Origin of the sequence: Nitrosomonas oligotropha, assembly GCF_009833085.1 — a bacterium.
GTDB classification, from domain to species: Bacteria; Pseudomonadota; Gammaproteobacteria; order Burkholderiales; family Nitrosomonadaceae; genus Nitrosomonas; species Nitrosomonas oligotropha.
Genome location: NZ_QRBZ01000012.1, coordinates 1 through 15,721 on the forward strand (window position 1 = coordinate 1; position 15,721 = coordinate 15,721).

The 15,721-nt window shown below is 48.7% G+C and carries 11 protein-coding genes; all 11 read left to right on the forward strand.

The features are described from left to right. Window positions 1-248 precede the first annotated feature (248 nt). The 11 genes from ABD07_RS04620 (at window position 249) to ABD07_RS04670 (ending at window position 15,719) form a co-directional block, all read left to right on the forward strand. Complete coding sequence (locus ABD07_RS04620; protein WP_160817328.1) at window positions 249-1,724, forward strand: DEAD/DEAH box helicase; 1,476 nt, start codon at window positions 249-251, stop codon at window positions 1,722-1,724. A gap of 205 nt (window positions 1,725-1,929) precedes the next feature. Beyond that, window positions 1,930-3,156 carry a pyridoxal phosphate-dependent aminotransferase gene (locus tag ABD07_RS04625; protein ID WP_160817329.1) on the forward strand — a complete coding sequence of 409 codons (1,227 nt, stop codon included), beginning with the start codon at window positions 1,930-1,932 and terminating at the stop codon, window positions 3,154-3,156. A 94-nt stretch (window positions 3,157-3,250) separates the two neighbouring features. Next, window positions 3,251-4,564 (forward strand): homoserine dehydrogenase, encoded by a 1,314-nt coding sequence (locus ABD07_RS04630; RefSeq protein WP_160817330.1) that lies wholly within the window; start codon window positions 3,251-3,253, stop codon window positions 4,562-4,564. Window positions 4,565-4,655: 91 nt separating this feature from the next. Beyond that, entirely contained in the window at window positions 4,656-6,065 is a 1,410-nt protein-coding gene (thrC, locus tag ABD07_RS04635) for a threonine synthase (protein ID WP_160817331.1), read from the forward strand. A 78-nt stretch (window positions 6,066-6,143) separates the two neighbouring features. Next, window positions 6,144-8,201 carry a di-heme-cytochrome C peroxidase gene (locus ABD07_RS04640; RefSeq protein ID WP_160817332.1) on the forward strand — a complete coding sequence of 686 codons (2,058 nt, stop codon included), beginning with the start codon at window positions 6,144-6,146 and terminating at the stop codon, window positions 8,199-8,201. Between the two features lie 108 nt (window positions 8,202-8,309). Next, window positions 8,310-9,488: a class I SAM-dependent methyltransferase gene (locus tag ABD07_RS04645; protein ID WP_160817333.1), complete on the forward strand. Its 1,179-nt coding sequence runs from the start codon at window positions 8,310-8,312 to the stop codon at window positions 9,486-9,488. Between the two features lie 91 nt (window positions 9,489-9,579). Further along, window positions 9,580-10,299 carry a DUF2971 domain-containing protein gene (locus ABD07_RS04650; protein WP_160817334.1) on the forward strand — a complete coding sequence of 240 codons (720 nt, stop codon included), beginning with the start codon at window positions 9,580-9,582 and terminating at the stop codon, window positions 10,297-10,299. A gap of 237 nt (window positions 10,300-10,536) precedes the next feature. Continuing rightward, the gene (locus ABD07_RS04655) at window positions 10,537-11,232 is read left to right on the forward strand and encodes a succinate dehydrogenase iron-sulfur subunit (protein WP_108697252.1); all 696 of its coding nucleotides are present in this window, start codon (window positions 10,537-10,539) and stop codon (window positions 11,230-11,232) included. Continuing rightward, entirely contained in the window at window positions 11,229-11,462 is a 234-nt protein-coding gene (locus ABD07_RS04660; RefSeq protein ID WP_090322240.1) for an FAD assembly factor SdhE, read from the forward strand. The genes ABD07_RS04655 and ABD07_RS04660 overlap by 4 nt, the downstream gene beginning before the upstream one ends. Window positions 11,463-11,544: 82 nt before the next feature. After that, window positions 11,545-12,846 (forward strand): citrate synthase, encoded by a 1,302-nt coding sequence (gltA, locus tag ABD07_RS04665; RefSeq protein WP_108697253.1) that lies wholly within the window; start codon window positions 11,545-11,547, stop codon window positions 12,844-12,846. Window positions 12,847-12,875: 29 nt separating this feature from the next. Then, window positions 12,876-15,719: a 2-oxoglutarate dehydrogenase E1 component gene (locus ABD07_RS04670; RefSeq protein ID WP_160817335.1), complete on the forward strand. Its 2,844-nt coding sequence runs from the start codon at window positions 12,876-12,878 to the stop codon at window positions 15,717-15,719. Window positions 15,720-15,721: the final 2 nt, after the last annotated feature.

A 15,721-nucleotide genomic window follows, 5' to 3' on the forward strand; every position in this document is an offset into this window, starting at 1 on the left:
AAGATGAGGATGAAGAGTAATTTAACTTTTTACGCTCAGTTTTTACTTGCTTTTCAGAGTTTTTTAAAATTCTGAATAAGGCTAATGATGTAACTTGAAAAGAACCCGCACAAAATAATTTGTGCGGGTTCTTTTGTTTGTTGAAATCGTATAACTATCATTAAAATAATGGATCTTTTTTCTCGAAAACTTCAATGATGAATTATGAATATAGCAAATAAATCAGGAAATTTTCAGGAGCAGTAAATATGTCATTCGAGCAACTCGGTTTATCTGCCGAATTATTGCGCGCTATCTCTGATCAGGGATATATCAATCCGACACCGATTCAAGAACAAGCAATACCAGTCATTTTAGAAAAAAAAGACGTGATGGGAGGAGCCCAAACGGGTACCGGCAAAACAGCGAGTTTTACCCTTCCCATGTTGCAGAGGCTGGGAATTCATGCAAACACCAGCATGTCACCCGCTAAGCACCCCATCCGTGCATTAATTTTAGTCCCGACACGAGAGCTTGCTGTGCAAGTGCATGACAGTGTCAAAACATACGGAAAGCACTTAGCACTCAGATCGACGGTTATTTATGGCGGGGTGAATATCGATTCTCAGATTGATATTGTTCGTTCCGGCATAGAGATTTTAGTCGCAACACCAGGACGATTGCTGGACCATATCCAACAGAAAACTTTGACGCTGACAAAAGTTGAGATATTGGTTCTGGATGAGGCCGATCGAATGCTGGATATGGGATTCATGCCCGATATCAAACAAATTATTCAATTACTTCCTGAACAGCGTCAAAATTTGATGTTTTCAGCGACTTTTTCGGAAGATATCAAGAAACTTGCAGGCAAGATATTAAAAAACCCGGTACTGATCGAAGTGGCCAAACAAAATTCAGTGAGTGAATTAATAACTCACGTCGTTTATCCGGTCGATGCCACTCGAAAGCAAGAATTACTGATTCAGCTGATTAAACAAAAAGATTTGCAACAGGTGCTGGTGTTTACGCGTACCAAACAAGGCGCGGATCGTTTAGCGCAGCGGCTCAACAAGCATGACATTTCAAGCGAAGCGATACATGGCGATCGAAATCAGCTGCAGCGTACCAAAGCATTGGATAATTTTAAACAAGGCCTGATTCGTGTATTGGTTGCAACGGACGTTGCTGCAAGAGGTCTTGATATCGACGAATTGTCTCATGTGATTAATTTTGAATTACCCAATAATCCGGAAGATTACGTGCATCGCATCGGCAGAACAGGGCGTGCCGGAACAAAAGGATTCGCCATTTCGTTAACCAGCAAGGAAGAAAATACTGCATTGGTTGATATCGAGAAGTTATTGGGAATCAAGATTAAAACAGAACAAATCGAAGGATTTGAATCAAAAGAACCGCAGATTCGCGATGCCAATAAAAAATCGATAACCGGCGAACAGAGATCGAAGCATGGCGGATCATCCAAGCAAAATAAGAAACCCAATTCGTGGGTGAAAAGCGATGAGAAAGTTGTTCACTTTGGTAGAGAAATAACCCCCCATGCCAGACGTGCAAAGAAGGCTGAAGATCCGCTTTTTACGCAGCCTTATGTTTCTAAATATTCCGATGTGAATGCCTTGACGGCCGATTCCAATGGATCACATAAGAAAGCAATGCACCGGCATCATGCCAATAAACCAATTCCAGCTTTGTTTATTACTCCCGCGGCTAATAAAGAAAAATAGTGCAAATTCCGGGAATGCATGCGCTGTTTTTTCTGAGTGATAGATACCGGAAAGCTACATTCGCATGAGGAACGTAGCGTATTTCCAGTGTGGAAGTGTGGAGATAACATATATAATGCTGAGATCCATTTGATCTAAGAATTACAGTATTGCAAGGTTTGGGGTTAGGTTTTTTATTCCGTCTCAACAGATTCCGTTGCTTATCATGCGTCCAATTTTAAAATCCAGTAAATTAACCAATGTCTGTTATGACATTCGCGGCCCCGTGCTTGAACGGGCGCGGCAAATGGAAGAAGAAGGGCATCACATTATCAAGCTGAATATTGGCAATCCTGCTACGTTCGGTTTCGATGTACCGGAAGAAATTCTGCAAGATGTTATCCGGAATTTATCCGATGCGTCCGGCTATTGCGATTCCAAAGGATTATTTGCCGCGCGCAAAGCGATCATGCATTACACCCAGGAAAAGCAAATTCCCAATGTGCAATTGGACGACATCTTTATCGGCAACGGTGTATCCGAGCTGGTTGTGTTGACGATGCAAGCACTGCTGGATAATGGCGATGAAGTGTTGATTCCGATGCCGGATTATCCATTATGGACTGCCGCGGTAGTTCTGTCGGGCGGTATTGCCAAACATTATCTGTGTGATGAAGCATCGGGCTGGTTACCCGATCTGGACGATATCCGCGCGAAAATCAACTCCAGGACGCGCGCCATTGTCATCATCAATCCGAATAATCCAACCGGCGCGCTATATCCCAAGGAACTGTTGCTGGAGATCATTGAAATTGCCCGTCAGCATCAATTAATCATTTATGCCGACGAGATTTACGACAAGATTTTGTACGAGCATGCCGAGCATACGTCGATTGCCTCATTGGCCGACGATGTCTTGTTTGTAACATTCAATGGCCTGTCAAAAAATTACCGTGCCGCCGGATTTCGTTCCGGCTGGGCGGTGGTTTCCGGTGAAAAGAGTCATGCGCGCGATTATATCGCCGGGCTCAATATGCTGGCCTCGATGCGGTTATGCGCCAATGTGCCGTCGCAATTCGGCATTCAGACCGCGTTGGGCGGTTATCAAAGTATTTACGATCTGACATTACCGACAGGCCGGTTGATGCGGCAGCGCGATGTTGCTTGGAATTTACTGACGGAAATCCCCGGCGTGAGCTGCTTTAAACCCCAGGCCGCGCTGTACTTGTTTCCGCGTTTGGATCCGGAGATCTATCCGATTGAGGATGATCAGAAATTTGCGCTGGATCTGTTATTGGAAGAAAAAGTGTTATTGGTTCAAGGCACCGGTTTTAACTGGAAGCGTCCGGATCATTTTCGCGTGGTATTCCTGCCCAATGTCGACGATTTGACCGAGGCCATGGGACGCATTGCCCATTTCCTGCAACGCTACCGCAAACGGTATGGAACATAATCAAGAAGCTTTCAAGTAATTTTTTCTCGCTTTCCGGTTCCTGTCATCCGGTAAGTAATACAATCACACACTGTTTTTTATACTGATAAATGTTATGAAACCCATCCATATTGGCTTATTAGGAATTGGCACTGTCGGTGGCGGCACCTACACTGTTTTGAAACGTAACCGCGAAGAAATTGCCCGCCGCGCAGGCCGGGAAATCATTGTCACAATGATCGCTGATAAGGATCTGGAAAAAGCGCGCGCGCTGGCGGATAGCAATGTGATTGTCACCGGCGATGCGCATGAGATTACAACCAATCCCGACATCGATATTGTCGTCGAGCTGATCGGCGGACAAACCATCGCCAAGGACCTGATCCTGGAAGCGCTGGCGCACGGCAAACATGTTGTAACAGCCAACAAAGCGCTGCTGGCCAATCATGGCACGGAAATATTCGCAGCCGCGCGCGCCAAGGGCGTGATTATCGCGTTTGAAGCCGCGGTAGCTGGCGGTATTCCGATCATTAAAGCGTTGCGCGAAGGATTGACAGCCAACCGCATTACCTGGATTGCCGGGATTATCAATGGCACCTCGAATTTTATTTTGTCGGAAATGCGTGAGAAAGGATTGCCGTTCGAGCAAGTGTTAGCGGAAGCGCAAAAGCTGGGGTATGCCGAAGCCGATCCGACCTACGATATCGAAGGTATCGATGCGGCGCATAAAATCACCCTGATGTCGGCGATTGCGTTTGGCATTCCGGTGCAATTCAGCAAAGTGTATACCGAAGGCATTACCAAGTTGACCGGCGAAGATATCCGTTATGCCGAACAACTCGGTTACCGCATCAAATTGCTCGGGATTACCAAACGGGTGGAGAAGGGCATCGAACTGCGTGTGCACCCGACATTGATTCCGGTGCGGCGTTTGATCGCCAATGTCGAAGGCGTGATGAACGCCATCGTGGTCAAGGGTGATGCCGTGGGCGCTACGCTCTACTACGGCGCCGGCGCCGGAGCGGAACCAACCGCCAGTTCGGTGATCGCCGATCTGGTCGATGTGACACGTCTGCACACCGCCGATCCGATGCATCGCGTGCCGCCGTTGTCATTCCAGCCGGATTTGCTGTCCGATACGCCGGTGATCCCAATGGAAGACGTGGAAACCTCGTATTACTTGCGCATACAAGTCATCGATAAACCCGGCGTGATGGCGGAAATCACCCGCATTGTCGCGGATAATCACATTTCCATCAGCGCCTTGCTGCAGAAAGAAGCCAGCGACGAGTCGGAGCAAGTCAGTGTGATCATGCTGACACATTTGACGGTCGAGAAAAACATCAATGCGGCGATTGCACGCATTGAGGCACTGCCGGTGGTCAGCGGCAAAGTATTCCGTCTGCGTATTGAAGAACTGAACAACTAAAGCGATGGCCGGTCCGGAGAAGGCGGACTGCTTTGCGGGCGTCTGCCGTGTCCCCGGTCTCGCGCTGTTGCATAACCTGAAGAAACCAGCCATGCGTTATATTTCTACCCGCGGCGGTATGCCGCCCAAAGCTTTCTCTGAAATCCTGTTGAGCGGTTTGTCGCCGGACGGCGGACTGGCCATTCCGGAAACCTACCCCAAAATCACGGCAGCGGAACTCGCGGCCTGGCGCAATTTAAGTTATCCGGCGCTGGCGTTTGAGATCCTGTCGCGCTTCGTCGACGACATTCCGGCGGACGATTTGCGCAGCATCATCCATAAAACCTACACCGCCGAAGTATTCGGCACCCCGGATATCACGCCGCTGAAAACACTGGAACCGGGGCTACATATTTTGGGATTATCCAACGGACCGACGCTGGCGTTCAAAGACATCGCGATGCAATTGCTCGGCAATCTGTTTCAGTATCAATTGGATAAAACCGGTGACGAATTGAACATTCTCGGCGCAACTTCGGGCGATACCGGTTCCAGCGCCGAATACGCGATGCGTGGTAAGCGCGGGATTCGCGTGTTCATGTTGTCGCCGCTCGGCAAAATGAGCCGCTTCCAGACCGCGCAAATGTTCTCGCTGCAAGACAAGAATATTTTCAACATCGCCATTCGCGGCGTGTTCGACGATTGTCAGGACATCGTCAAAGCGGTCAGCAACGATCATGCTTACAAAGAAGCGCACCGCATCGGCACGGTCAATTCGATCAACTGGGCGCGCATCGTCGCGCAAGTGGTGTATTACTTCAAAGGCTATTTCGCCGCGACCAAAAGCAATGACGAACAGGTTTCGTTCGCCGTGCCGTCCGGCAATTTCGGCAACATCTGCGCCGGACATGTCGCCCGCATAATGGGATTGCCGATCAAGCATCTGATTCTGGCGACCAACGAAAACGACGTACTCGACGAATTTTTCCGCACCGGCGTGTACCGCCCGCGTGCCACCACCGAAACCCAGCACACCAGCAGCCCGTCGATGGACATCTCCAAAGCATCTAACTTCGAGCGTTTCATCTTCGATCTGACCGGCCGTAACGCGCAACAAGTCAAGGAACTTTGGACGGCGGTCGACAAAGGCAATGCCTTCGATTTATCGCAAACGCCGCTATTCGCCAAAATCAAGGACTATGGCTTCGTATCAGGCAGCAGCAACCACGCTGCGCGTATCAACACTATCCGTGATATTTACCAACGCTACCAAGTGCTGGTCGACACCCACACCGCCGACGGCCTCAAAGTCGGCCAAGCGCACCGCGAAACCGGTGTACCGCTGATTTGCTTGGAAACCGCGTTACCCGCCAAATTCGCCGAAAGCATCCAGGAAGCGATCGGGCGAGAACCCGAACGGCCAGCAGGTTTCGAGCACCTGGAGAGCTTGCCGCAGCGGTTTGTGGTTAAGGATGCGGATGTGCAGGTGGTGAAGGATTATATTGATGAGCAGGTAGTATAGTCATGTAGGTTTCATCTGATAGTATTTACTAGAATGAACTGATATTAGATTCATATAGTACTCAAGAGATTTAATGAGATGCTAAAACTTATTCTTAAATCAACGTGGTTCTATAGGTTACCGAAGAAATTACTGTTCTTTTTTACTGCTTGTATTACCTTTTATGAGTCATATAATGCCTTAAAGGTAGCAGCAATCTTTTTTTCTATTTTAATTACCCCCCTGTGGATACAAGCGACACTAATTCCAGAACCGGACATGGATTCTGAGATTAATGCTGCTATAGTTAGTCAAGATTCATTCGGCGATAATTACACCGAGATTCGGTACCTTAATCAGAACTGGCAACCTGAGGATAGCAACTGGTTTTACAACACTCCGATAGGGTCGAATCTGATGCCTTATGATTTCTTTATGGTGTTAGAAAAGGAAGGTGGTGGCGAGCTGTTTCGTTCAAACGAGAATATGAATTTCTATCGCTACCTGATCCGTAAAGCATCTTCTGGAAACCCGGATGGATTACCTGTCGGCTGGGTCAAGAGCGATTACAAAGGACAGAAATATATTGGATTGACTTGCGCTGCATGCCATACCGGTCAAATCAACTATAACGGTGTCGGTATACGCATTGACGGTGGTCCATCTATTGCAGATATGGAAAACTGCATAATCGGTCTGGCAAAAGCATTGCAGTACACCAGTAATAACGAGGAAACCAAAAAGCAGTTTGTCAAGAATGTATTGGCGCGAGGTCATTATAAATCTGAAACTGAAGTGCTCGGCGACTTGGTGAAATATGAACAGCAGCTTATTAACTACATCACCATTAACCGTGGTCCGACACCATATGGTTATGCACGATTGGATGCGTTAGGTCGTACCTACAATCGGGTGCTGGAGCACCTGATCAGCGAAAACGAATTACGGGAACTAGTGCTTGATCTTAAGACTATGTACGACAGCAACATGGGTGATGAAAAATTTAACAAAATCATGGAAGAGATTCCCAGAATTTCAACTGGAGATCAACGTGATCGCATGATGGAATACTTCATTCACAATCAGTATTTAACCAAGCAACAATTAGATCGAATGCGCAAGGAATTGTTTAATCCTGCGGATGCGCCGGTCAGCTATCCATTTTTATGGGATACATCACAGCATAATTATGTGCAATGGAATGGGGCGATGATGAATTCCAATTTGGGTCGTATCATATTTAGTACTGAGAAAGTCATCGGTGTATTCGGCTCATTGGATTGGACTAAAAAAAATTTCAATTCTTCAATCAATATTTTCAATTTGCGCGGATTGGAATTGCATTTGCAGAGACTTCAATCGCCGCAATGGCCGGAGAAAATTTTGGGTGCGATCGACAAGGAACGTGCGTTGCACGGTAAAAATATTTTTAATGAATATTGTGCAAGCTGCCATGACAATACCCTTCCGAGTATGTACCGTGTCAGCGATATCGGCACTGACCCAGTGACGGCTGAGAATAGTTTCAGTCATACCGGTTATTCCGGTATTCTACGCAATCAATATATCGGTGTAGGCATCGGCAATATTTTGCTTGGTGAAAAAGCTCCAGTGGCGGCTCTGCTGACTAAAGCAGCACTATCTGCTATTGCTACAATTGATTCAGACAAAAATTCTTTTGAGCGTCGATTAGATCGAAGCGCTGATTTTTTCAGGACATTATTAGGTAATGCACCTTATCCTTCTATTAAGCAAGGCAATTACGATCCAGATACTACCGCGAAACCATTCGCTTCATTAAACGCCTATAAAGCTCGCTCATTGAATGGTATATGGGCAACCGCACCGTATCTGCACAATGGCTCTATTCCGACATTGTATGATTTGTTATTACCCAAAAAACGTGAGGGGGATCCAGAAGACGGAGAATATCGTCCAGATCAGTTTGAAGTGGGTTCGAGAGAATTCGATCCAATTAAAGTCGGCTTGAAAAGCAGCGGTTATGAAGGGTTCAAATTTGATACCAGTTTAAAAGGCAACAGCAATGCTGGGCACGAGTATACAACCGGTAAAACAGCACAACTGAATGGAAGAATTCTTAAACCACTTACCAAAGAAGAGCGGTTAGATTTGTTGGAGTATCTAAAAACTTTATAACTTGATTCAGTATAATGCGCCGGGAAATGATGAAATAATTTTGTGAATCTGGCCTGACAAATTCCTTCTGCGGGTATGACGCCTTTTCCATTGAAAGAGCAAAAGCTAATGTTTGTAGAATCTTTAAAAAACCGGCTCAAGTCATTCTTCTCCGGCAGCGATGAAACTGTGGCGCCAATCAAGGCCTCTTTTTCTCCGCTTGTTTACCGGCTGGAGTCTCCAAAATATCAATTATTTGATTTGCACGGTGAAAACTGGGTAAGTGGCTGGGTATTTTATTGGGGAGACAAAGTAGTCTCAGAGCTGGCCGTAACGGCTGATAAGACTTTTGTGGGCAGTTTTTCCGTCAACTTGCCGCGTCCGGATGTAGGTGCGTATGTTCCTTTTATTCCAGCAGCGAGGACTTGCGGTTTTAACTTCAAGTTACCCGCCCTATCGTCAACGCTCAAAAAAATTCAAATTGATGTTGTTTTCAGCGATCAAACGCATGCGGATTTTCTGACCTATGATGTCGATGTAGTGCGGTCACAAGCAGCCAAATTCGCTGAGTATCAAAACAAATTGCAGCAGATCCCGGCACCGGATGGCGCGCTGGTTTTTTTGACGCAGGGGCATTCTCAAACGAAGGAATATCAAAACGGTATTATTCCTGCCGTGCTGACGATGCAATCGTATTTGCAAAAATCCGGGGTAGATATAGAGCGGATAAAGACGTTGCTTGATTTTGGCTGCGGTTCGGGGCGTTTGCTGGTTGGCTGGCATATGATCACGCCGCTGATCCGGCTTCATGGTTGTGACTTGAATCCGCAGTTGATACAGTGGGCGCAACAGCATTTGCCTCAACCTATTGATTGCCAGTTAAGCCATCTGAATCCTCCTTTGCCCTATCAAGATCATCAATTTGATTTTATCTATTTGATTTCTGTTTTTACGCATTTGTCGCTGGAGACACAAAAGCAATGGATCCAGGAGTTTAAACGTATTCTGCGTAAGGACGGATACCTGATGGTGACTCTGCATGGAGAACTTTATGTGAGAAATTCTTTCGATCAACAGCACGTGCATTTTCTGGCATTTGATAGGACTGGTTATGCTGAAGAAGGACAGGCATCGGTCGAAGGAGAAAATTTCTACAGGGCTTTTCATCGCTTCGATTTCGTTGCGGAATTGTTTGCTGGCTTTGCAATAAAGGGATACTTTCCAAACGGTAACGATAAACACCGCAATACGCTATTCCAAGTTGCGCAATCGCAAGATGTTTATGTTATGCAATATTTAGGGGAATAAATACCAATGGCGCGCCGGGTTGTTAAGATTCCAATCCGTTGATGTTTCAATTTATTCCTGATGTTAAACGATTTACTCAAGCAGTGTGTTCATGATTGTCTACCACTTTATTTCTTCAGAATTTGCCCTCAGAGCCTTGCGCGACCGCCGTTTGAAAATTGCGCGCATCAATGAACTGAACGATCCTCTTCAATTGTGTGCTGCCGGTTTTTCCGATGGCGATACCCAAACCAAACTGGAAGCATTCAAGGATTGGGCGAACGAGCGCTATGGCGTGATTTGTTTTTCTAAAAGCTATGACGATCCCGTGCCGTGGAGTCACTATGCCGATAGTCATCGCGGCGTTGCGTTGGTATTTGAAATTCCTGATGATTATGCGATTGCCATCAATTATCAGCCTGAGCGTTTTCGCTTGGATGTCGATGCCGCCATGCAGCGCGGCGGTTTTACCGAATCCGATTTAGCCCAATTAATCTCGACCAAATTTTCAAGCTGGCAGTATGAAAACGAGATACGAATGACGTGCCACTTGAGCGATCATTTCTGTCAAATCGATGCCAAAGGGAAAAAAGTCTATTTTGAATCGTTGAGCCTGGAATCCTTTGGCGTGGATGCGTTGAAGCTCATCGGCTTGATTCGCGGCGTCCGCTGCGATTTGAAACCCGCGGATATCGCGAGCGAACTGCTGGCAGTCGACACGTTGCCGGTTCAGGACACCCGATTGAATTCATCATCGTTTCAAATCATTGCCGGTGAAACTTACCCGGTCAATGGCGTGCGATCTTTTTCTGCTTGCTGCTTTAGGGTTTGATCAGGCTGGGAGTGGAATAACTGCGCATTACGTGGTACCTGGTTTGCGCGAATTGGTTTGTAATAAATTGATGGTATCTTCACCATAATCGCGTTATGTTTTCCAATTCCATGCTTGCTTGTTCGGTCAAAAAGACAGATCAAACACTGTCAATCTGACTTCAAATCTGTATACTTTGCAGTGTTCTGAGTTGTTTCTATCGATTTAAGCCGTATTCAAACCATCCGGAGCCAGCCCATGAAGTTTTCGATTTACCGCTATGATCCCGATAAAGATGAAAAACCTTACATGCAGGATTACGACGTTCAGCTGGCGGCGACCGATAAGATGTTGCTGGATGCGTTGTTGCGCATTAAGTCGATCGATGACAGTTTGAGTCTGCGCCGTTCCTGCCGCGAAGGGGTGTGCGGTTCGGATGCGATGAATATCAACGGGCGCAATGGATTGGCGTGCATTACACCGATCCGCAGTCTGAAAGAGCCGGTGGAAATACGGCCGTTACCCGGATTGCCGGTGATTCGCGATCTGATCGTGGATATGACGCAATTCTTTCAGCAGTACCATTCGATCAAACCTTATTTGATCAACAACGATCCGCCGCCCGAAACGGAACGGTTGCAGTCTCCGGAGGAAAGAGCGGCGCTGGACGGTGTTTATGAGTGCATTTTATGCGCGTGTTGCACCACTTCCTGTCCGTCGTTCTGGTGGAATCCGGATAAATTCGTTGGTCCGGCGGGGTTACTTCAAGCGTACCGGTTCTTGGCCGATAGCCGCGATCAGGCGACCGCTGAACGGCTGGATAATCTGGAAGATCCTTACCGGCTGTTTCGCTGCCATTCCATCATGAACTGCGCCGATGCCTGTCCTAAAGGCTTGAATCCTACCGAGGCAATCGGCAAAATCAAGGACATGATGGTCAAAAGAACGGTATGAAGGAATTCGAACGCGCCCGCTGGCGTTGCCGGCGCGGCTTGCTCGAATTGGATATTATTTTGCAGCGTTTTATGGATCAGCATTACGCGCAGCTGGATCAGCAAGGACTGGAGCAATTTGAACGATTACTGTCCTTACCGGATAATGACCTGTGGGATTTGATTGCAGCAAAACAAATCAACCGCGATAGTGACTTGCAGGCAGTTTTGGAATTACTACAAAAGAGTTAGGTTTCCAGTGGTATTCTGGCAGCTCTGGAACCTGATAACAGTGCATACTCATTAAATCATACGCAACAAGTGGAGAAGTCATATGGCACAAAAAGGCACAGCGACTCTGAATCTGAATAACGGCAGCGCGCCAATCGAGCTGCCGGTTTTATCCGGAACTATGGGCCCGGATGTGATCGATATCCGTAAGCTGCACGCACAGAGTGGCTTGTTTACTTATGATCCCGGTTTTTTGTCGACCGCGAGCAATAGCTCCACCATTACCTTCATCGACGGCGACAAGGGCATTCTGCTGTATCGCGGCTATCCGATCGAACAGCTGGCGCTGCATTGCGATTTCATCGATGTCTGCTATTTGCTGCTGCATGGCGAATTACCGGCGCCGGAACAGAAAAAAACCTTTGATGGCGCGATCAAAAGCCACTCGATGTTGCACGAACAACTGGTGCGGTTTTATAGCGGATTCCGCCGTGACGCCCATCCGATGGCAGTGATGGTGGGCGTGGTTGGTGCGCTGTCGGCGTTTTACCATGACGCATTGAATATTTCCGATCCGTCGCATCGCGAACAATCGGCGTTCCGTTTGATCGCCAAATTGCCGACAATTACCGCAATGGCGTACAAATACAATATCGGGCAACCGTATGTTTATCCGCAAAACAATCTGAGTTACGCGGAAAATTTCCTGCACATGATGTTTTCCGTACCGACGGAAAAATACGAAGCCAATCCCGTCATTGTGCGCGCCTTGGACCGCATTCTGATTTTGCATGCCGATCATGAGCAAAATGCATCCACCTCGACCGTGCGTCTGGCCGGCTCCAGCGGCGCCAATCCGTTTGCCTGCATTTCCGCCGGCATTTCCTGCCTGTGGGGGCCTGCGCATGGCGGCGCGAACGAAGCCTGCCTGCATATGCTGGAGGAGATCGGCGATGTGTCGCGTATCGATGAGTTCATCCGGCGCGCTAAAAACAAAGACGATAATTACCGGCTCATGGGCTTCGGCCACCGGGTTTATAAGAACATGGATCCGCGCGCGAAACTGATGCGCGAAACCTGCCACGAAGTGTTGAACGAGCTGGGGTTGCAAAACGACCGCTTGTTCAAACTGGCGCTGCAACTGGAAAAAATCGCCTTGGAAGACGATTATTTCATTTCGCGCAAGCTCTATCCGAATGTCGATTTTTATTCCGGTATCGTGCAACGCGCATTGGGCATCCCGACCAGCATGTTTACCGCGATTTTCGCGATGGCGCGTACCGTTGGCTGGGTGGCGCAATGGAGCGAGATGGTGTCCGATCCGGATTATAAAATCGGTCGTCCGCGTCAGCTCTATACGGGCACGACGATGCGCGATGTGCCCAGTTCGTACATTAAAAAATAGCCGTTCATTTATTTAAGGCTGCTGACCTTATGAACAAGCCGTTGTTGGATGATACGCTCCTGTCCGGCGCGAACGCCGCGTTTGTCGAAGCGGTTTATGACGAGTATCTGCATAATCCCAATTCGGTTGCGCTCGCTTGGCGTGAGTACTTTGACCAGCTTGCAAAACAACCGGAAGCTGCCGCAGCGCGGCAAACACAACCGCCGGTGAGCGGCGCGACAGCTGCTGCCCCTACCGCGAAACCTTCCGGTAGAGAAACACAAACCGTATTACCCGAAGCGGTGGCTGCGGATACGGACGATCGCAAGCAGGTTGCCGTGCTGCAACTGATCAACATGCATCGCTATCTGGGTTTGAATCTGGCCAAACTGGATCCGCTCGGACTGAAACAGCAAGCGGACGTGCCCGAGCTGAATCCGGCGCATTACGGTTTTACCGAAGCCGATATGGATAAGGTATTCAACACCGGTTCTCTGGTCGGTCCCGAACATGCCACGTTGCGCGAGATATTGCAGATTCTGCGGGAAACCTATTGCGGTCCGGTTGGCGCCGAATATATGTATATCTCTTCAGTGGAGCAAAAACGCTGGATTCAGGCGCGGTTGGAAGGTCAGCGATCGAATCCGGATTATCCTTCGGATTATAAGCGTCATATTCTTGAACGGCTCAATGCCGCGGAAGGGCTGGAAAAGTATCTGCACACCCGCTATGTCGGGCAAAAGCGCTTCTCCGGAGAAGGCAATGAAAGCCTGATCCCGCTGCTGGATAATCTGATTCATAGAGCGGGTAAAACCGGTATTCAACAGATAATCATGGGCATGGCGCATCGCGCCCGGCTCAATGTGCTGGTCAATACGCTGGGGAAAATGCCCGCCGATCTGTTTCGCGAGTTTGAAGGAAAACAACCGGAAGCGTTACCATCCGGCGACGTGAAATATCATCAAGGATTTTCGTCTGCGATCAAAACCGCGGATGGCATCGTGCGCTTGGCGCTGGCGTTCAATCCGTCGCACCTGGAGATTGTCAATCCGGTGGTCGAAGGTTCAGTGCGCGCGCGTCAGCATTTGTTGAACGACAAGCTGGGCGATCGCGTGTTGCCGGTGCTGATCCACGGCGACGCGGCTTTTGCCGGGCAAGGCGTGGTGATGGAAACGCTGAATTTGTCGCAAACCCGCGGTTACGGCACCGGCGGCACGGTGCACATCATCATCAATAACCAGATCGGTTTTACTACGTCCGATCCGCGCGACAGCCGTTCGACCTTGTACTGCACCGATGTCGCCAAAATGATCGAAGCGCCGATTTTCCATGTCAACGGCGATGACCCCGAAGCGGTGGTGATGGTAGCCGAATTGGCGCTGGATTTTCGCATGCACTTTCATAAGGATGTCGTGATCGATATGGTGTGCTTCCGCCGCCTCGGTCACAACGAGCAAGATGAGCCGATGGTGACGCAACCGCGCATGTATCAAATCATCAACCAGCATCCCGGCACTCGCAAACGTTATGCCGACAAGCTGATTGGCGAAGGCGTGATCAAACCGGAAGACGCGGAGCAGCTGGTGCAAGTGTACCGCGAAGCGATGGATGAGGGCGTCAATCCGAACAAGACGGTGTGCTATGACTATAAGTCGCCGTATGCCATCAATTGGGAGCCTTTTGTTCAGCCCTGCAAATGGAATAAGAAGGTTAAAACCGGTGTTGCGCTGCAAACGCTGAAACAGCTTGCATTGCGGCTGACGGATATTCCCGAAGGTTTCAAATTGCATTCACGGGTGGAAAAAATCATTGCCGACCGGCGCTCGATGGGCAATGGTGAATTGCCGCTGGATTGGGGCATGGCGGAGAATCTGGCTTACGCGTCTTTATTGAAGGAAGGATATCCGGTCAGATTGTCGGGACAGGATTCGGGCCGTGGCACATTTTTTCACCGCCACGCAGTATTGCATGACCAAGTGGCCGCCGATCAGAACGAACGGATTTATGTGCCGTTGCGTCATTTGTATCCCGAGCAGCCGGATTTCGTTGTCATCGATTCGATGCTGTCGGAAGAAGCGGTACTGGGTTTTGAATACGGTTACGCCACCACGCAACCGACCGAACTGGTGATTTGGGAAGCGCAGTTTGGCGATTTTGCCAACGGCGCGCAAGTGGTGATCGATCAGTTCATTGCATCCGGCGAGGCCAAATGGGGCCGTTTGTGCGGTTTGGTGATGATGCTGCCGCATGGTTACGAAGGGCAGGGGCCGGAACATTCTTCCGCGCGGCTGGAGCGTTACCTGCAATTATGCGCGGATTACAATATTCAAGTGTGCGTGCCGTCGACTCCGGCGCAAATGTTCCATGTGCTGCGGCGGCAGATGATCCGCCCGATTCGCAAGCCGCTGATTATCATGAGTCCGAAAAGCATGCTGCGCCATAAAGAATCGGTGTCCAGCCTGGATGAACTGGCGCATGGGCATTTTTATCCGGTCATTTCCGAAACGGAGAATCTGGATTCCAATCAAGTAAAACGTATCATTGCTTGCAGCGGGAAAATTTATTACGAGCTGATGGCGTACCGTAAAGAACAGCAGATCTCAAATATGGCCATTATCCGCTTGGAACAGCTTTACCCGTTCCCGCACGAGGAATTTCAAGCCGAGATCGATCGCTTCGGCAACGCCAAGGAAGTGGTGTGGTGTCAGGAAGAGCCGGGCAATCAAGGCGCATGGCATCGCATTCAACACTATTTATTGCGCCATATGAAACCGGATCAAGTGCTGGGCTATGCGCTGCGCGCATCGTCGGCTTCCCCGGCGGTCGGCTACACGGCAAGACACAAATTTACACAGAATGAGTTAATCGTCGCAGCATTCCGAGAAAAAATTTAGTA